The 18627-nt window shown below is 69.9% G+C and carries 8 protein-coding genes; 1 reads left to right on the forward strand and 7 read right to left on the reverse strand.

Annotated elements, in window-relative coordinates; all coding sequences use genetic code 11:
• Nucleotides 1-13: 13 nt before the first annotated feature.
• The 5 genes from ABB33_RS08780 to ABB33_RS08800 all read right to left on the reverse strand — a co-directional run bounded on the left by ABB33_RS08780 (nt 14) and on the right by ABB33_RS08800 (nt 14352).
• Complete coding sequence (locus ABB33_RS08780) at nt 14-3751, reverse strand: hypothetical protein (RefSeq protein WP_211260876.1); 3738 nt, start codon at nt 3749-3751, stop codon at nt 14-16.
• A gap of 10 nt (nt 3752-3761) precedes the next feature.
• A complete protein-coding gene (locus ABB33_RS08785) occupies nt 3762-10742 on the reverse strand; it encodes a DUF7507 domain-containing protein (protein ID WP_082595045.1) in 6981 nt (2326 codons plus the stop codon).
• Nucleotides 10743-10849: 107 nt separating this feature from the next.
• Complete coding sequence (locus tag ABB33_RS08790) at nt 10850-11398, reverse strand: DUF3617 domain-containing protein (protein ID WP_225546725.1); 549 nt, start codon at nt 11396-11398, stop codon at nt 10850-10852.
• A gap of 665 nt (nt 11399-12063) precedes the next feature.
• Entirely contained in the window at nt 12064-13194 is a 1131-nt protein-coding gene (locus tag ABB33_RS08795; RefSeq protein ID WP_054663718.1) for a PilT/PilU family type 4a pilus ATPase, read from the reverse strand.
• A 132-nt stretch (nt 13195-13326) separates the two neighbouring features.
• Nucleotides 13327-14352, reverse strand: coding sequence for a type IV pilus twitching motility protein PilT (locus ABB33_RS08800; RefSeq protein ID WP_056931870.1), 1026 nt, complete (start codon nt 14350-14352; stop codon nt 13327-13329).
• 266 nt (nt 14353-14618) lie between these two features.
• On the opposite strand from ABB33_RS08800, the gene proC reads away from it, so the two are divergent.
• A complete protein-coding gene (proC, locus tag ABB33_RS08805; protein ID WP_056931871.1) occupies nt 14619-15458 on the forward strand; it encodes a pyrroline-5-carboxylate reductase in 840 nt (279 codons plus the stop codon).
• Between the two features lie 88 nt (nt 15459-15546).
• Here proC and ABB33_RS08810 read toward each other — a convergent pair whose 3' ends face one another.
• The gene (locus ABB33_RS08810; protein WP_054663708.1) at nt 15547-17502 is read right to left on the reverse strand and encodes an esterase/lipase family protein; all 1956 of its coding nucleotides are present in this window, start codon (nt 17500-17502) and stop codon (nt 15547-15549) included.
• Nucleotides 17499-18527: an Lnb N-terminal periplasmic domain-containing protein gene (locus ABB33_RS08815; RefSeq protein ID WP_380611109.1), complete on the reverse strand. Its 1029-nt coding sequence runs from the start codon at nt 18525-18527 to the stop codon at nt 17499-17501. The genes ABB33_RS08810 and ABB33_RS08815 overlap by 4 nt, the downstream gene beginning before the upstream one ends.
• Between the last annotated feature and the right edge of the window lie 100 nt (nt 18528-18627).

An 18627-nucleotide genomic window follows, 5' to 3' on the forward strand; every position in this document is an offset into this window, starting at 1 on the left:
CGCGGCGGCAGGCTCAGTAGCGACCGCTCAGGTTCACGAACCAGCCCTCGTGGTCGTAGTCGAAGTCGGTCAGGTCGTCGCTGAACTCGGTGAAGTTGTAACCGGCGCCGATGCGGAAGTTCCCGCTCAGGTCGCGGTCCACGCCCACCAGGAAGCCCTGCCGGGTGCCCCCGTCCTTGACCTGCAGCTGGCGGTATTCGCCCAGCGCATGCCACTGCGCGCGCAGTTCGTAGCGCGCCTGGATGGCACCGAAGGTGGTGGCCGAATCCAGCCACACGCCGGCCCCGCGACCCATGCGCACCTCGCCTTCGCGGCGGGCCAGCTTGCCGGCGAATTCCCAGTGCTGGTCGTGGCGGTAGACGCCCTCGAACGAGACGATCTGCGAACGCTGGTCGTACTGCGCGCCGCCCAGCTGGCCCATCGACGCCAGGTCGTAGAGGTAGGTGTAGCGGCCGAACAGGCCCCAGCGGGTGCTGTTCCAGGGACGATAGGCGAAGCCGAAATTGCCTTCGACGAAACGGGCGCCCGCGGCGGGATCCAGGCGGTCGTCGGTATCGGCGTAGTTGAAGCGCGCGGCGATGCGCCAACTGTCGTTGATGCGGTGGGTCATGCGTGTGGTGCTGACCCACTGCTCGCGACGCTCGGCACCGCTGTCGCGGCGCCATTCCAGCTTGCTCTGCCAATCGGTATCGGGCGAGGTGCGCCCGCCGGAAATGCTGGCTGCGCGCCGCTCGACCACGCCGCCGCCCGTGCTCTCCAGTTCGCCGTTGGACAGGGTGAAACCGGTGTTCCAGCCCTGCGCCGGGTAGAAATCCATGCCGAAGGTATGCGCCAGCCCGGCCTCGCCGCGCTCCTTCAGGAACTGGCTTTCGTTGAACACGTTGACCTGGCTGGAAACCCGCCAGCGCTGCCCCAGCGTCCAGCCGTTCTGCCCACCCGGATTGAACAGCGGGTCGCGTTCGGTGGTATCGGCCGAATAGGTGTAGCCACCGTAGAAGGCGTGCTCCGGGCTGATGCGGTACTCGGCATTGAGCGTGGCGGCGTTGCCACGGTCGCCGTCGGTCACTTCCGCGCCCACCGACGAGTTGTTGCCGAACAGGTGCTTGGCACCGAGGGTAAAGGCATCGTTGTCGGCGTACTTGCCGCCGTCGTCGTCCACGGTCAGCTGGGCCACGCCGTACAGCTCCATCGTGGCGCCGAAGCGGTGCAGGTACTTGACCGCCGCCAGCGTGCCGACCGCATCGAGGTAGCTGCCCTGCTGATCGACCCTGCGCAGTTCGCCACTGAGGGTCCCCGCGTCGCTGGCCTGCCATTGCAGCGAGGCCTGGGCCTGGGCCAGCGTGTCGGCACCGCGCTCGGCGCGGGTGTAGCGGGTGTACAGGCCCAGGTTCGGGGTGAACTGGCCCAGCATCTCGGCGCCGTATTCGGTCACCGGCAGGCCCGTGTCGTAGCGGGACACGGAATAGCCGGCGTCGGTCTGGCGCCACCATGCACCGGCGGCCCAGTCCTGTTCGGTCCAGCCCAGCTCCCTGAAATTGGCGCGGGCTTCGAGCGAGCGGGCATCGCCCTTGCGGTTCAACGCGGTGTCGTTCTGCTGGATGAAGCTCAGGCCGCCGTTGTCGGAGAAGAACGCCGGCACGCCGAAGGATTCGGTATGCGCGTACTCGGCCTTCAGGTAGGTGCCCTTGCCGGCCTGCAGGGTGAGGTCGGCGCCCTTGAGCGTGTAGTCCTCGCCGGCCCGGTTCTCGTCGACCCAGGTCGCGCCAAGGCCGACGTGGTCGCCGATCCAGTGCTTGCCACGGAAGCCCACGGTCACGTCATCGGCATCGAAGCCGGTCGGCACCCACTCGTAGTCGACCAGCAGGCGCTGTTCGAAGCCGTCCAGCGGCGCATCGCGGGTCAGGGTCGGGCTGTTGTCGCGGGTGATCTGCGCCAAGGGGCGGGTCAGCAGGATGCGGCCCTGCAGTTCGTCGATCTCGTAATCGGCCCCGCGCTGCAGCACCACCCGGTTCTCGGTACGGCCGCTGCTGCGGTCGCGGATCTCCAGGGTCACCACGTCCGAACCGGGCAGCAGGTCGGTATGCCGCAGGTAGTACAGGCTGCCACCGGTGCCGATGAATTCGTTGTGGCCCGGCGCGGTTTCGGCCTGCGAACCGAATACGCGCAGTTCGCTGCCGGCATCACCCCACCGGTTGCTGGCGTTCGAGCGCCAGTTGAGCGCCGCGCCGTACAGCGCGCGCTGGTACTGGCCGAACTCGGTCCCGGTCAGGCCGGTGGCGTAGTTGCCCCACAGCGCCTGGTTCTTGTCCCAGTCCATGCGCAGGTAGAACCGGCCCATCGTGTCCACGTCGCGACGGGTGTTGGAATCGTCGCCGTAGACCGGGTAGTACAGGTCCGGGTCGAGGCGGCGGAAGATGTCCTGCGGATCGGCCTTGCCGAAACCGTTGAACAGCCGGTCCAGGTCGCGCTCGGTGGTATCGGCCTGCGCCGTCACCAGGTACCGGCCGCGCAGCTTGGCCTTGCCGTAGAACGCCAGCCGGCCATCGCTGATGACGTCGTCCCGATAGTTGGCGTCGCCACGGAACGGCTCGTTGGAACCGCTGACCTTGTTCTGCGCGATGGTCACGTCGGCCAGCGCGACGCCGAAGAAGTAGCGCCCGGTGACGTCCACGTCCAGGCGGTGCGCCGGACCACCCTCGCCGCCCACGCCGATGTCGAAACGGTGCGCGCCGACCGGCATCAGGTACTCGGCGACGAACTTGCGCTCCAGGTCCACCGGATAGCTTTCGCCGTTGATGCTCAGCGCCATGCCCGCGGGGATGTTGCGGCCCTGGATGCGGATGCGCGAACCGTACAGCGGGATGTTCTGCTGGCGCAGGCCGCTGCCGGCGAAGACGTCGTCGATCAGGCTCTGGGTCTGCGCCTGCTCGGCGCTCAGGGCATTGCCCAGCCGCTTCTCGGTGCTGTTGCGCAGCGCACTGGCGCCACGTTCGGCATCTTCGGGCGACACCAGCTGCAGCACCCGCGGCGAGGTTTCGTCGAACTGGCCGTTGGCGCCGGTGGCGCGCAGCACGTAGACCAGCTCATCGCCCTTGCGGAAGCGGTACTTGCCCGGCAACACGCCATCCCAGTCGCCATGGCTGACCGCCGCCACGTCCAGCGGCACGGTGGCCACGGGCTCGATCAGGTCGGCGTCGCTGGCGCGGTACAGGCGCACCTCCATCCGTTCGATGAAGGCCGGATAGTTGCCGCGCGCATAGAACTGCACCGGCTTGAGCACGCGCTCGCCATCGAAGGCCACCATCGACGGCGCCGATACCGACAGCTCCGGAGCGCCCAGGGTCGGGTCCTCGGTCGCCCACACCACCCCGCCACCGGGCAGGTCGATGGAGTACTTGCCCATCGCCACGGCCCGGCCCTGTGGTTCGACCGATACCTCGACACGGCGGTCTGGCTGCAGGGCGTCGGAGGACGAACCCGCATGGGTGCCCCGGGTCACCGGGGCGGCATGGCTGCGCGTGCGCAGCTGGAACAGCAGGCCGTCGTCGCCGGTGCAGGCGTCCGCGCCGCAGTCCAGCGCCGCAGGCGCCTGTTCCGGCGCGCCGCCCTGGATGGGTTCGGCAGGCTCGGTGGACCCGCCGGGCGCGCCGCCGTCCAGCTTCGCCGCGGCCGTGGCCAACGGGGTGGTCGCGCCGGCCAGCAGGCACAGCAGGGTGTAGTCCAGTAGCTTCATCTTCATACGCTTGTCCATGACCGGCCCCTTACTTGCGCACGCCAACCGGCACCGCCGGAACGTCCGCGCTGTCCACCCGCAGCCTGCTTCGCGCTTCGGCGCCCAGGCGTTTGCCCAATGCATCGGACACCGCCTTGGCACGCGCCAGGCCCAGGGCCGTGTTGTAGGCGTCGGAGCCGCGCACGTCGGCGTGGCCGACGATGGAGACGCGGCCGCTGCCCAGCCGTTCCAGCGCGGCAGCCACCGTGTCCAGCAACGCTTCGAAGCCAGGCCGGATGGCCGATTTGCCGGTATCGAACAGCACCGTGCCCAGCAGCACGCCCTGGCCGTCGATGCCGGCCACCAGCGGCGCGGTGTCGCCCACCTTGGCCCGGGCGACCACGCTCAAGGTCCTGGCCGTGGCCTCGTCGAGCTGCGCCAGCAGGGCGGCCTTGACCGCCGCCGCGCGTTCGAATGCCAGCGCTTCGTTGTTGGCCGCGGCCTGGATCACCACTTCCATGCCCGGGTGCTCGCGCACCTTCGCGGCCATGGCTTCCACCGCCTGCCGGTAGCGCGGCTGTACCTGGGCGCTGCCGGGCGCAAAGAACACTTCGCCCATTTCCATCTCCACCTGGCGCGCGCCGCCCTCGACCGCCCGTTCCGGCAGCTTCACGCCCCAGTCGAAGCGGACCGGCATGCCCGGGGTGACCCGGCGCAGCAGCGGATTGTCGGTGGTGAACGCCGCACCGGTCGGCAGGGTGGACGGATCGACCTTCAGGATGAAGTTGCGACCGCGCTCCCACGCGCCACCGGGAATGCCGGCCAGGTGATAGCGGCCGTACTGGTCGGTTTCGACCAGCAGCCCTTCCACCGACGCGATGCGCACGCCCGGAATGCCGCGCTCGTCGATGCCGGCATTGCCGATCACGTAATCGACCACGTAATCGTCCGCACCGCGGGCGATGCGCCGCTCGACGGTCGGTGCCGCCGCGTTCATGCCCTTGGCCGCCTCACCGTCCCGATGGACCGTGGTGACGCCCGCGCGGTCCATGCGCACGCTCACGCCCTGGTCGCTGGTCAGCACGAAGTCATCGCTGAAATCCAGTGCCCGCAGGCGCTGGCGGACCACCACCTGGCGCGCATCGGCGGGATCGGCTTCGGACTGGCGTCCGCCGATCGCGCCCACGACGATGCCATGCAGCAGCGGCGCGCTGGCGTCGGCCTGCGGCTGCATGCCGTCGCCACGATCCACCGTGGTGGAATGGGCCACGTAGGCGCCCGGCGCGAATCCGCCCTGCACGGTGACCCCGGTCAGCGCGGCACTGTCCTGCCAGCCATCGCCATCGCGATCGTTGAACACCGTGCCGAACACCAGGCTGTCGTCCAGCAGCGGATCGCCCGCCAGGGTCACCTCGGCGGTGGCCACGTTGGACAACGGTTCGCCCTCCAGCGAGCGCGCCTGCGCCTGGTTGACCAGGGTCCCGGCGCGCACGCCCGCCCCCACCCGCATCAGGTACACCAGCCGCGCCTTGCCGCCGGCGCGCACGTCCAGCCCGTCGAAGCGCAGCGGGCGCTGGCCGGCCACGGTGGCGGCATTGTCGCCATCCTCGACCAGCAGCGAGCCTTCCACGTAGCTGAAGCCCGCCGGCGGGGTATCGATGACGCTGCCCCCCACCAGGCCGACAGTGCCGCTGTTCTCGACGGTCAGCGTGTAGCGCACCAGGTCGCCCAGGCGCACCTCGCGCATGCCGGCGACCTTGGTCACCCGCAGCTGCACCTGGCCGGCGACGATCACGGTCACCGTGGCGGTGACGCAGTTGCCCGGATTCAGCACCTCGCAGATCGTGTACGGGAAGGTGTACGTGCCGGTCGGGATCGCGGTACCGATGCGGATGGTGCCGTCCGGATTCATCTTCAGGCCCGGGTGCGACGGCACGCCGGGCACCAGGGTGACCTCGCCGGGGCGGATCGGACGCCCGCCGAGCGTGTGCTTTTCCAGCACGCTCGGGGTCGTACCGCCGCCGTCGCCGGAAAGCGGCTCGTCACTGTCACCCACCGGCTCGATCGCGGGCGCAGTGACCGTTACCGTCACGCTTGCGTCGGCGCAGTTGCCCGGATGCAGCGCCTCGCAGATGCGGTAACCGATGGTGTAGGTGCCGGCCGGCGTTGCCGATGGCACGCTCACCTCGCCCGTGGCCGGATCCAGCACCGGCACCGGGCCGCCCTTGAGCGGGGTGGCCGGCGTGGTCACGGTGCCGGTGATCTTCGTCGGGTCGACCGGCGCCCCGTCGAGGGTGTCGTTGTCGTAGGCATTGCCCAGCGAGGGCGCGCCGGTGCTGCCATCGGTTGCCGGCGGCACGTCATCCACCGCGACGATCAACCGCAGTGCCACCACCACCGTCACCGTGGCGGTGTCGCACACCGTCGCGTTGGGCGCGGCCAGGCAAACCCGGTAGGAATAGGTGGTGGTACCGGCGAAACCGGGCGCGGGAACGAAGGTGATCGCACCCGTCGCCGGATCGACACTGAGGGTGCCATCCGCCGAGGTCGCCGTCAGCGTCACGCTGGCCGGATCGATCGCGCCGCCGACGTGGGTGTCGTTGCCCAGCACCGGGGTGGTCACCGGCATGCCGGCCTTGGTCGTGGCGCCATCGTCATTGGCGCGGATGGACACCACCGGCGTGCTCAGGATCGTGGTGCAGCGCGGATCGCCGGTGCCGGCCGGGCACAGCGGGCCGCTGGCACGCGCGGTGTTGCGGACCACGCCGGCGTCGGCGTCGGCCTGGGTCACCGTGTAGGTACCCACCAGCTGGCAGACCGCGCCCGGGGCCACGCTGGCGCAGACGATGCTGCGCGGCGTGATCAGGGCATCGCTGAGCTCCACGTTGGCCAGCGTCGCATTGCTCCTGTTGGTGAGTGTCACCGTATAGGTCAGCACGTCGCCCACGGCCGCGTCGCCGCCGGTGCTGTCCGCGGTCACGGCCTTGCTCAGCTCCTGGTCCAGCGCATGAGTGATGGGCGTGCTGGTGCTGCTGCTGCCGGTGACCGCCTTCGGCGCCACGTCGGGGGTGGGTGCAGGCGGCAGGCCACGGGCAGTGGCGCTGTTGACCAGCACGCCGGCATCCACGTCCGCCTGGGTCAGCGTGTACAGGCGCGGGCCACAGGTCATCGACGCACCCACGGCCAGCGTGCTGCCCGGACAGGCCACCGCGCCGCCCAGCAGCGGATCGTTCAACGCCACGCCGGTCAGCGCCACGTTGCCGGCATTGGTCAACACGAAACTGTAGGTCAGGGTTTCGCCGGCACCGTAGCCGGTCGGCACGGTCGCGCTCTTGACCAGGTCAAGCACCGGGTTCTGCGCGACCAGCGCGGTGGTGACCGCGGCACTTGCGCAGGGCGCGCCCACCGGGCACGCCGGGTCGCCCCCGCCTGCCACCCGGGCGGTGTTCACCGCATTGCTGCCATGGATGATCGGCGACACGTTGATGGTGATCATCGCCGTCGCGTTGATCGCGAGGCTGGCCCGGGGCACGGTACAGGTCACCGTCTGGCCGCTGATGGCGCAGCCGGCGGCGGTGTTGATCAGCAGGTCCGCGGGCACCTCGTCGACGACCGTCGCATCGGCGATCGCGTCCGCCGTCCCGGTATTGCTGACGGTGATGACGTAGTCGAACGGGACGCCCACGATCGCGCTTGCCGGACCGCTCTTGGCGATCGCCAGTGCCGGTGCGGTGATCGTGGTCGTCACCGCGTTGCTGGCGCAGCCGGCGGTGCAATCCGGATCGCCACCGCCACTGACGCGCGCGGTGTTCTGCACGCTGCTGGCCGCGGCCGCGGTCGGGGTGACGTTGATGGTGAAGTCCGCCGGGGTCGCGGTCGTCAGACCCGCCGCGACCGTGCAGGTCACGGTCTGCCCGGCGATACCGCAGCCCGGGGCGGTGTTGATGGTCAGGCCGGCCGGCACGTCATCGACGACCGTGGCGACGGCCGTCGTATCCGCCGTGCCGGTGTTGCTCACGGTGAGGGTGTAGTCGAATGCCACGCCGACCACCGCCGTCGCCACCGAGGCGCTCTTGGCGATGGCCAGTGCCGGCGCGGTGATCGTGGTCGTCACCGCGTTGCTGGCGCACCCGGTGGTGCAATCCGGATCGCCGCCACCGCTCACGCTGGCCGTGTTGCTCACGCTGCCCGCGGCCGCAGCCGCGGCCGTCGGCGTCACCGGAATCACGTAGGTCGCGGTGTTGCCGGGCGCCACGTTGGACAGGCCGGCGGCGATCGTGCAGGCCACGGTCTGGCTGCCGGCCGGGTCGAGCGCGCAGCCGGACGGCAGGCTGCCGATGGCCAGGCCCGTCGGTATCACGTCGGTCACCGTCGCGGCGGCGGTCGTCGGCCCGGTGCCGGAGTTGGTCACGACGAGGGTGTAGTTGAATGCCGCGCCAACCACCACGGTCGCCGCCGAGGCGCTCTTGGTGATGGCCAGGTCCGGCCGGCTACCGACCGTCACGATCACCGTATTGCTGCGGCAGGGGCTCGCCACCGGGCAGGCGGTGTCACCGCCGCCGCTCACGGTCGCGGTGTTGCTGGTGCTGCCGGTCGCTGCCGCCGTGGCGGTGACCCGGATGGTACGGGTCACCGTATCGGCGGACGCCAGCGAGGCGATCGTGCAGGACACGACCTGCTGGTTCTGCGTGCAACCGCCGGGCAGCGATGCCGCCACGATCGTCAGTCCCGTCGGAATCGAATCGCTCACCTGCACCGGCGCGGTGGTGGCCAGCGCACCGGTGTTGCTCACCTGGATGACATAGTCGAACGAGGTACCCACCGGCGCGCTCGCCACGGAGGCGCTCTTGCTGACCGCCAGCACCGGGCTGGGGAACTCGATGCGGAACGCGCAGTCGGCCGATACCGGCCCCGTCGTGTAGGTGTACTTGCCGCCGACCGGGCCACTCTGCGTCACCGCGCAGGTATCGGAAACGACGGTCGGCACGCTGCCGGCCACGTTGGGCGTGACCGTGAAGGTGCCGGTCGAGCCCTCCTCCACCGAGGGCTCACCGGTCCAGGTGCCGCCGATGACGGTGGGCGACACCACCCAGGCACGCGCGAAGACCGCGGTGACGTTCCTGTTGGCCGACCCCATGTTCACGTGGCACTCGCTGCCATTGACCGCCGTGCAGTCCCCGGCGGGATCCCATCGCTTGAAGATGCTCCCGGCACCGGCGACCGCCGTCAGGTAAGCGTCTTCGTTCTGGCCCAGCTGCTGCTGGCTGCAGGCCGCCGCCGGAACAGGAGCCGCGGGACAGGCCGCCGCGGCAGGCACGGCATCCACCCGCCCGGAGCCCGCGCCCAGGGTGTTGACGGTCAGGGTGTACTGGGCGGTACTGACCGGGGTGCTCATGCCGGCCGAATCGTTCGCCGCCGCGCTGTCCGTCATGCCCGCCGGAGGCGCCACCGTGACCACGGTGACGACCGGCGTGCCGGCAGCCGCTGCGTTCAACGTGGTGATCGTATAGACCAGGGTCTGGCCCACCGGCAGGTTGCCGGTGGTATCCAGCGCCCCGGTTCCGCTGGCCGCGCCGCAGCTGGCCGTGCCCGGCGCGCTGCAGGTCCAGCTGGCCGCGGCGGCATTGGTCACGCCGCTCAACGTGGTCTGACGGATGAGCGCGCCGGTGACGTCGACCGGGCCGTGGTTGGTCACCGTCACTTCGTACGTGACGGCTCCGCCGGCGAGGTAGGACGGCACGTTGCCGTTGCCGATCGCGATGCCCAGGTCCACCAGGACCGCCGCGCCGGCGGCGATGCGGGTCTTCACCAGCGGCCCGATGAACGGGCTCACGGTGTTGGCGCGGACGTCGTAATCGCCGTTGTTGATGACCGCACCGCTGCCCGAGGTCGCGGCGTCGGCCGGTACGGTGAAGGTGACCGGGAAACTGCCGCCGGCGCCGTTCACCAGGTCGCCCACCGGACAATCGATGTAGTCCGCCCGCGGCGGGATGCCATCGTGGACGCCGGTGCAGGTGTTCGGGTAGCTGCCGGGGACGAACGCCAGGTACTTGCCGTCCGCGGTGACCGGCGCGGCCAGGCGCACCATCGATCCCAGCGCGTAGACGCCACTGTTGTTGACGTAGTTGTAGGTGTAGGTGACCTGTTCGCCGAGCTTGGTGGTGGACGGCCCCGACGCGGCCACGCTCAGGCCCGGCATCTTCGAGCCGAACACGTCCATGTAGACCTGTGCCGTGTGATCGGCGGCGCCTGGCTGGCAGTTGGAGACGAACACCTTCAGCACCACCACGTCACCGGGGTCCAGCCGGCCATTGCCGGGAGCGATGTCGAAGCCCTGCCAGTTGGTGGAGCGGTAGTTGCCGACCCGGGTCCACGGGATGCCGGCCTGTCCGGCGAAGTTGAACGTCTGGAAGAGCTGGGTGTTGCCCTTGGTCTTGTTGACCACTTCCACGAAGAAGAACGGCTGTTCCACCGCGCTGTGCCCGGCGTCGTAGAGCACGGGTGCCATCGCGAAGCGGATATGCACCTTGCCGTCCACGGGATCGACGTCGGCCAGCGTCATCGTGGCCTCCTGCTCGATCGAGGTCGCCTTCCTCGCCTGCCCGTCGTTGCCACCGACCAGGGCCGATGCGGTTCCCGAGAACGGGAACTGCAGGATGCCGTTGGTATTGGCCGCGGTGCCGGGCGAGGTGAGGATCTGCGCGCGGTAGCCGCTGCCGTTGCCGCCGGTCGTCGTCGTCCCGGTGGCCACCAGCCCCAGCTGCGCGGTGGTGGTCGGCGCATCCGTGGCCAGTACGTTCGGGCGGTTGTAGTCGCGCAGCGTCCAGTCGGAAAAGCTCTGGGTCTCGAAACCGCCGTTCCTGATCTGCGCCTGCGCCGCGGGCGCCACCGCCAGCAGGGAGAACAGGCCCAGCGCCGCCAGTGCCGCGCCGATGCGCGGCCGCCAGCCCATGAAGCCGGCGCGCCGGCATTGCAGCCCCTCGCGCATGGAAGGTGCGGTGTTGACGGGGGGATGAGCTGAAGCCTTCATGGGCGGTACCCGTGATTCGAATGCGGCATGTGGATTGGAAGAGCGGCCACCCGGTGGCCGCGGCTCGCGGTGCCCGCGGGACGCGGGGCCGGGGCAGGTGATGTCATTCAATGGGCATGGCCCTGGACGCGCGCCGCATCGTCGGCAACGTTCACCGTGATGCCGTTGGGCAGGAGCATGTCGCCGGCGCGCTGCCCGGCACCGCAGCGCCCCAGCCAACGCCCCTGGAACCGCACCGGGCCGACGTTGTTCTGCGGCGCCTGCGAAAACCTGACGCTGAAGGTGCCGCCATAGACCGACTGCAGGTCGCCCCACAGTTCCATGCGTCCCTGGACGGGGCTTTGGTGGGTGCTGCAGGTCGTGGCGATCTCATGGCCGCCCCCCTGCCCGGTGCGCCGGGTGACGTGCGTGCGGCTGCAGTTTTCCTGCGCCGGCAGCAGCGCCAGCAGCATGACCGGCTCCACGGCGGTGCTGGTGCATTGGCGCACCGTCACCTCGGGCTGCATCGCGCTCCCCGGGCCCTGCGCCGCATGCGCGGCCAGGGTCACCTCCCACAGTCCCGGCTTGCGTGCCGGCAGGCTCGACCCGGGGGCAGGCGAAGTGCCCTTGGCGGCCGGTGCGGCCGCTGCGACACACGGCAGCACGAGCAGCAGCACTGCGCCCAAGGGGCGCCACAGGCGCGCAAGGCGCGGCAAAGGCATACCCGACGGGCACGCGGATGCGGCCCGGGCAGCTTCTTCAAGCACTGGAACCATCAAGCCCCCATTTTCAAAGCACTACCCGCCTGTGCCGCCATCCGTCGCCGGGAAGGACGAAAACCCACCCGCGCACGCACCCGCCGTCGCTGCCGTTCGGCAGCAACGCGTTACATGCAAGACAGAAGCCCCCTTCTCGGAATTGAGCGGTCGCCCGCACTTCAATTCCTACACGGGTCACATTTTCACGTGGATTTCACGAAATTACAACGGCCACGTATCGCCTGCCGTTTGTCTTTCTTCCAAGGGGGCAGACTGCGCGGCATCCCCATCGGCGCAATGCGGGCCAGGCAGGGGATGACCCGCTCAATGCGGCCGGCCCGGCGCTGCCTGCCGACGCACGCACACGCGACACCACGGCAGCGCGCACGCCCCGCCGCTCGCCGGCATCCACCGATGATCATCCCCACGCGCGCGCGCCGGGCGGGCCTCGCATGGCCGCCGCCACGACAATCGGGCAGAGTGGGAAAGGCCAGCCCAGGCCCGCGCTCCTCGGCGGCAGCGGGGCAGCGACAGCCGCTACTGCCCTGCCCGTCCACCGGCAGGGCCATCGGCCGGGCGCAGGTTCAGCGCGTGCCGGCGATCTCCACGCCATCGAGCCCCTGCGAAAGGGTCTTGGCATCGCCGCCCTGCGAGAGCTTGATGCGCAGGCGCACCTCGTTCTGGGAATCGGCATGGCGCAGCGCGTCGTCGTAGCTGATCTCGCCGGCCTGGTACAGCTCGAACAGGCTCTGGTCGAAGGTCTTCATGCCCAGCTGCACCGATTCCTTCATCACTTCCTTGAGCTTGTGGATCTCGCCGTCGCGGATGTAGTCCTGCACCAGCGGCGTGCCCAGCAGGATCTCCATCGCCACCCGGCGCCCCTTGCCATCGGGCGTCGGCACCAGCTGCTGCGCGACCACGCCCTTGAGGTTGAGCGAAAGGTCCATCAGCAGCTGGCTGCGGCGGTCTTCCGGGAAGAAGTTGATGATGCGGTCCATCGCCTGGTTGGCGTTGTTGGCATGCAGCGTCGCCAGCACCAGGTGGCCGGTCTCGGCGAAGGCGATGGCGTGGTCCATGCCTTCGCGGGTGCGGACCTCGCCGATCATGATCACGTCCGGCGCCTGGCGCAGGGTGTTCTTCAGCGCGGCTTCCCAGCTGTCGGTGTCGATGCCCACTTCGCGCTGGGTGATGATGCAGCCTTCGTGCTTGTGCACGAACTCGATCGGGTCCTCGATGGTGATGATGTGCCCGGTCGAATTCTGGTTGCGGTAGCCGATCATCGCCGCCAGCGAGGTCGACTTGCCGGTGCCGGTGGCGCCGACGAACAGGATGATGCCGCGCTTGGTCATCGCCAGCGTCTTGATCACCGGCGGCAGGTTCAGCTCCTCCACCGTCGGGATCCGCGTCTCGATCCGGCGCAGCACCATGCCCACCTGGTTGCGCTGGTAGAAACAGCTGACGCGGAAGCGGCCCACGCCGGACAGGCCGATGGCGAAGTTGCACTCGTGGGTCTTCTCGAACTCCTCGCGCTGCGCCGGCGTCATCACGTTGAGCACCATGTCGCGGCTCTGCTGCGGGGTCAGCGGCGTCTGCGTGATCGGGCTGATCCTGCCATGCACCTTCATCGACGGCGGCATGCCGGCGGTGATGAACAGGTCCGACGCCTTCTGGTGCGCCATCAGCTTGAGGAACGAAGTGAAATCGATGGTGCTCATAACGGGCTCCTGTGGAACCTTGATCTGCAGGCCGGCGCCGCCGCCCTCCCCCGGGGCCGACGGCGTTGCCGGTACCGACTGTACGCCTTCCCCGGCGCAACGGCGACGCGGCTTGCCGCGCCGTCCCGCGCCTTATTCGAACAGGCGCCGGTCCTTGGCGTACTCGCGGGCCTGGTTGCGGGTGATCAGGCTGCGCTTGACCAGGTCCTGCAGGTTCTGGTCGAGGGTCTGCATGCCCGCCTGCTGGCCGGTCTGGATGGCCGAATACATCTGCGCGACCTTGTCCTCGCGGATCAGGTTCCGGATCGCCGGCGTGGCCACCATGATCTCGTGCGAGGCGATGCGGCCACCGCCGACCTTCTTCAGCAGCGCCTGCGAGATCACCGCGCGCAGCGATTCGGACAGCATCGAGCGCACCATCGGCTTCTCGCCGGCCGGGAACACGTCGATGATGCGGTCGATGGTCTTGGCCGCCGAACTGGTATGCAGGGTGCCGAACACCAGGTGGCCGGTCTCCGCGGCGGTCAGCGCCAGGCGGATGGTTTCCAGGTCACGCAGTTCGCCCACCAGGATGTAGTCCGGGTCCTCGCGCAGCGCCTCGTTGAAGCCGTGGGTGTCGCGGTGCACTTCGCGCTGGTTGATCAGGCACTTCTGCGGGGTGTGCACGAATTCGATCGGATCCTCGACGGTGAGGATGTGGCCGTATTCGTTCTTGTTGATGTGGTCCACCATCGCCGCCAGCGTGGTCGACTTGCCCGAACCGGTCGGGCCGGTGACCAGGATCAGTCCCTGCGGCTGCTCGATCAGCTGGCGGAACACCGGCGGGCACGCCAGGTCCTCCAGGGTCAGGACTTCGGAGGGAATGGTGCGGAACACCGCACCGGCACCGCGGTTCTGGTTGAACGCGTTGACACGGAAGCGCGCCAGCGAGGGAATCTCGAAGGAGAAGTCGACCTCGAGGAATTCCTCGTAATCGCGGCGCTGCTTGTCCGACATGATGTCGTACACCAGGGCATGGACCTGCTTGTGGTCCAGTGCCGGGATGTTGATGCGGCGCACGTCGCCGTCGACGCGGATCATCGGCGGCAGGCCGGCGGACAGGTGCAGGTCCGAGGCCTTGTTCTTGACCGAGAACGCCAGAAGTTCAGCGATGTCCATACGCTGTGTTTCCCCGAGGTTGCGGATGGCTGGAAGGTGTTTCCCCTGCCGCGCAGTATAGCCCTCCGGCGTAAGAGGTCGATCCACCGCGGCCGATTGCAGGCAACGCGTCACAGCGGCTGCCGCGCCGGCCGCGCGACGACCGCCGTTGCCGGCGCGGCCGGTGCCCTGGCACCCCCGGGCCGCGGGTCTGGCTACACTGTCCGGCCGGGCGGCGCCTTGTGGCCGACGCCCGGGACACGCCACCCGATCGCTACGAGGCCTGCATGAGCGGCAATCACCCGACGTCTTCCCTTCCCGCCGGCATCGCCTTCGTCGGCGGCGGCAACATGGCCCGCAGCCTGATCGCGGGGGTGACCCGGGCCGGCATGCCGGCCGCCGCGATCGAGGTCGTGGAACCCCAGGACGCCCTGCGCCAGGCCCTGCAGCACGAGCACGGGGTGCGCACCGCCGCCGCCATCGCCTCGGCGGCACTGGACGCACAGGTGCTGGTGCTGGCGGTCAAGCCGCAGGTGATGGCCGCGGTCTGCACCGAACTGGCGCCGCGGCTGCGCGCCGGCACCCTGGTCGTGTCGATCGCCGCCGGCGTCACCCTTGCCGCCCTGCGCGGCTGGCTGGGGGACGCCGCGGTGCTGGTCCGCGCCATGCCCAATACCCCGGCGCTGCTGGGCGCCGGCATGACCGGGCTGTACGCCGGTACCGAGGTCGGCAACGCCGAGCGTCAGCTCGCCCAGTCCATCCTCGCCGGTGCCGGGCAGATCCGCTGGATCGAACGCGAAGCCCTGATGGACGCGGTCACCGCGGTTTCCGGCAGCGGCCCGGCCTATGTCTTCGCCCTCGCCGAGGCAATGGAGGACGCCGCCCGCGCGCAGGGGCTGGCCGATGACGCCGCGCGGCAGATGGTGGTGCAGACCATCCTCGGCGCGGCACGCATGCTCGCCGAGGGCGGGCAGAGTCCCGGCGCCCTGCGCCAGGCCGTCACCTCGCCCAACGGCACCACCCAGGCCGCGCTGGAAACCCTGGCCGGCGGCGGTTTCCACGCCCTGGTGGGCGACGCGGTGGCCGCGGCGGCACGGCGCGGGCAGGAGCTGGCCGGCGCCGGCTGACACCAGCCGTCCACTGGCGGCACGGCCGCCGCGCATCACCGTGGACCGCTCGACCCACCAACACCGAAGCCCACCGGCGCGGATCCGCTCAGCGGTGGTCGGCGCCGTCGTGCATGCGCAGGTCCTGGCGCAGGATGCGGCGTACCTCGAGCACCGCTTCCGGGGTTTCCTGCACGCTGTGCCCGGACAGGATCACCTTCTCCGACAACGCCCCGTCCAGGTGCGCGCTCCAGTACGGCACCAGGCCGTCGTCGGACGCCTCCAGCGGCATGTCCGCCTTGCGCCGGGCAATGACCGAGTGGTACTTGAGCCCGGGCGCCATCGGCAGCGCGGACGAGGCGCTGATGAACGGATCGGTCGCCTTGAGGTTGTCGATGCTGTTGCCGATGCGCGGCGGCTTGGACGTGTCCGCGGACGGCTCGACGTCCTGCATGGCCAGGAACACGTCCTCGAACTTGCCCAGGATGGTCAGCGGCAGCCGCACCAGCTTGCCGATCAGGCGCCCCAGCCGGTTGCCGGCGATATCGGTGCCGCGATGCGGCGAGGCGATGAAGATCGCGCGCCCGACATCGGGCTGCGGCGAGAAGCGCGCCAGCGGGCCGAGCCGGGCCTCGACCCGGCGCAGGCGCTCGCCGCGCAGGTTGAAGCGCTCCACCGCGCCGTTCCACAGGGTGTCGCCCGATTCGCTGAGCATCAGCCGCGCGATCACCCCGCCCATGCTGTGGCCGATGAACACCATGTCGTGCGTCGCCGCCGCGGTGCGCCCCGGGTCGAAGTGGTCCAGGGTCCGGTTGAACGCGTTGCTGACGGTGTAGCGGTTCAGCGCGATCGGCGCGTTGGTCGGGTAGTACACCGACCAGATCTGGTAGTGCCGGCGCATTTCCGGATCGCCCATGATCTCGTTGGCGAGGTTGACCCAGGCCTCCGGGCTGCTGGCCAGGCCGTGCAGCATGAAGATGATGCGCCGGTCCGGGTCGTACGGCTGCATCAGGTAGATATGCGGCTCGCGGATGCCCTCGCCGCGGCCGAACAGGGTGCGCAGCGACTCGGTGGCGAACCCCGACTGCGCCATCCACAGGCCGTAGGCGGCGGTGAAGTTGGCCGCCAGCGGCACCTCCTGGCCTTCCAGCCGGAGACTGGTGGTGGTGTCCGGCGACCATGCCTCCAGGCGGATCTCGCGCGTGGCCAGCACCTCGTCCAGGGTGCCGCCGCCAAAGCGCAGCAGCGCGGTGGCGTTGATCGCCGGCATCTCGCTGAACACCGGCGCCGCGACCGGGCCGGCGCCGTCCACCGGAACCGCCAGCGGCGGCGCTTCCATCACCACCACCAGCTCGGCGCCGAACCCATCGCGGCGATAGGTGCTGCGCAGGCCGGCAAAGCTCACCGAGGCGGCCGACACCAGCTGCCGCGGAACGCCATCGAGCTGCAGCCGGTCGAAATCGGAGCGGATCGTCCAGCGGTCCACCTGTACCGGGCTGCGGTAGTCGGCGCCCTCCAGCACGCGGGCGCGGGTGTGCTGGAACACCACGGCCGCGGTCTGCTCGGCGGCGTAGTTGTAGTAGTCGCGCACCTGCGTGAGCCGGTCCTCCAGGGCGCGCTCGGCCGGCGTACGCCCGCTGAAGAACAGGTAGGCATAGGCGTAACGCGCGGTCTCCAGCCAGGCATCGAGCGCGGCATCGGACAACGGATTCGCCTCACCCACCCGGGCCCGCGGCGTCAGCGCGAGCGCCTGCTGCATCCACAGCTCGGCCAGCGTGGACAGGCGCTGCTCGGCCTGCAGCCCGTCGGTGGTGGCCACGGTCTGCCGGCATGCGGGCAGGTCCCTGGCGCACTGCGCGGCGGTCAGCCCGATCACGCTCAGCGACTCCTGCGACAGCGCGCTCAGGCGCCCGCTGCTGAGGATGTCCTCGCGCTTGAGCATCGCGTAATCGGCCGGCGTGACCTGCTTGACCTTCACCATCGCGCAGCCGCTGGACAGCAGCAGCGCCGCGGCGAACAACGGAGCCAGCCAGTGGCGCATGCGCGCCTGCAGCCCATGCGTCATGGAACATGTTCCTCGGCAATGCCGGGGACGCCTTGGCGGATCCGGCGGGAAAAATCGGCCACGTCGCCCGCCTCGCGGGCGCGCTGGGTGATGCGGCCGCGCTCGCGCAGCGTGGCAAAGGGCACCCCCGGAACCAGCCCACCGACATCGTCGGCGTACTCGGCCAGGTAGCCGGAAAGCAGCAGCCGGTAGTCCAGCGGCAGCGTCGGCACGATCCGGCGCATCAGTTCGTACACGACGGTGGTGCAGTTGCTGGTCAGCGTGTTGTAGAACGCAGGCGCCCGCTCCAGCGCCTGCGCCTGCGCGACGTAGTCGCGCAGCAGCGCGCGCATCCCGTCCTGGTCCAGGCCGTGCAACCGGTAGAGATACACGTCCTCGCCGCGCACGCTGGTGCGCACCTGCACGATGTCGCGTTCGTCGGCGGCCACCAGCACCGCCTCGAACCTGCGGAAGAAGCCGCCCAGCGCCGAGAACGATTCGCCGCGCTCCTTGCGGATCTCCAGCGAGAACACCACCTGCCGGCCGTCGGCGAAACCGAAGGAGACCAGCGTGTGCGCGATCGCCGGTCCCATCCAGTAGGACAGGATCAGGTCGACCGAACGCACCTGCGCCAGGTCGTACTCGCGCCGCTCCCAGTGGACGTCGTAGTCGTCCTCGCCGCGCCAGTGGAAATCGCGCACGTTGTCCAGCAGCAGGCGCCCGCCCTCGATGCGGGCATGCAGCGGCTGGGCGACGTCATCGGCCCATTGCCGGTCCTGGCGCGGCTGGATCGTCGCCCACCAGCCCAGCAGCAGCGCCAGTGCCGCGGCGAACACCGCGAGCGAACGCCAGCGCCGCCGGCACGCAAAGCACGCGCGCAGCGCCCACACCCCGGCAATGCACCAGGGCAGGATGACCACCCCGCGGGCCACGGTACCGCCGGGGAACTGGAACCACAGCGCCAGTGCGCCCCACGCGCCCACCGCCAGGCAGGCGAGCACCAGCCCGGACCGGCCCAATCCACGCAGAACCCGGCCCCGGGTCACCGCCCTAGCTGTCGCCAAGCACGCCCCCACGACCGTCCACCAGGCCTGTACGGCCGTCCCGCCTTCCACACCACCTGGCCGTACCTTCGCCCGCCGCCAC

The organism is Stenotrophomonas acidaminiphila (assembly GCF_001431595.1).
GTDB classification, from domain to species: domain Bacteria; phylum Pseudomonadota; class Gammaproteobacteria; order Xanthomonadales; family Xanthomonadaceae; genus Stenotrophomonas; species Stenotrophomonas acidaminiphila.

Coding starts and splice junctions, on each gene's coding strand:
- ABB33_RS08810 (WP_054663708.1), bottom strand. CDS start 17,502: ATGACGCATGGGCTGCAGGCGCGCATGCGCCACTGGCTGGCTCCGTTG.
- ABB33_RS08795 (WP_054663718.1), bottom strand. CDS start 13,194: ATGAGCACCATCGATTTCACTTCGTTCCTCAAGCTGATGGCGCACCAG.
- ABB33_RS08800 (WP_056931870.1), bottom strand. CDS start 14,352: ATGGACATCGCTGAACTTCTGGCGTTCTCGGTCAAGAACAAGGCCTCG.
- ABB33_RS08780 (WP_211260876.1), bottom strand. CDS start 3,751: ATGGACAAGCGTATGAAGATGAAGCTACTGGACTACACCCTGCTGTGC.
- proC (WP_056931871.1), top strand. CDS start 14,619: ATGAGCGGCAATCACCCGACGTCTTCCCTTCCCGCCGGCATCGCCTTC.
- ABB33_RS08785 (WP_082595045.1), bottom strand. CDS start 10,742: ATGAAGGCTTCAGCTCATCCCCCCGTCAACACCGCACCTTCCATGCGC.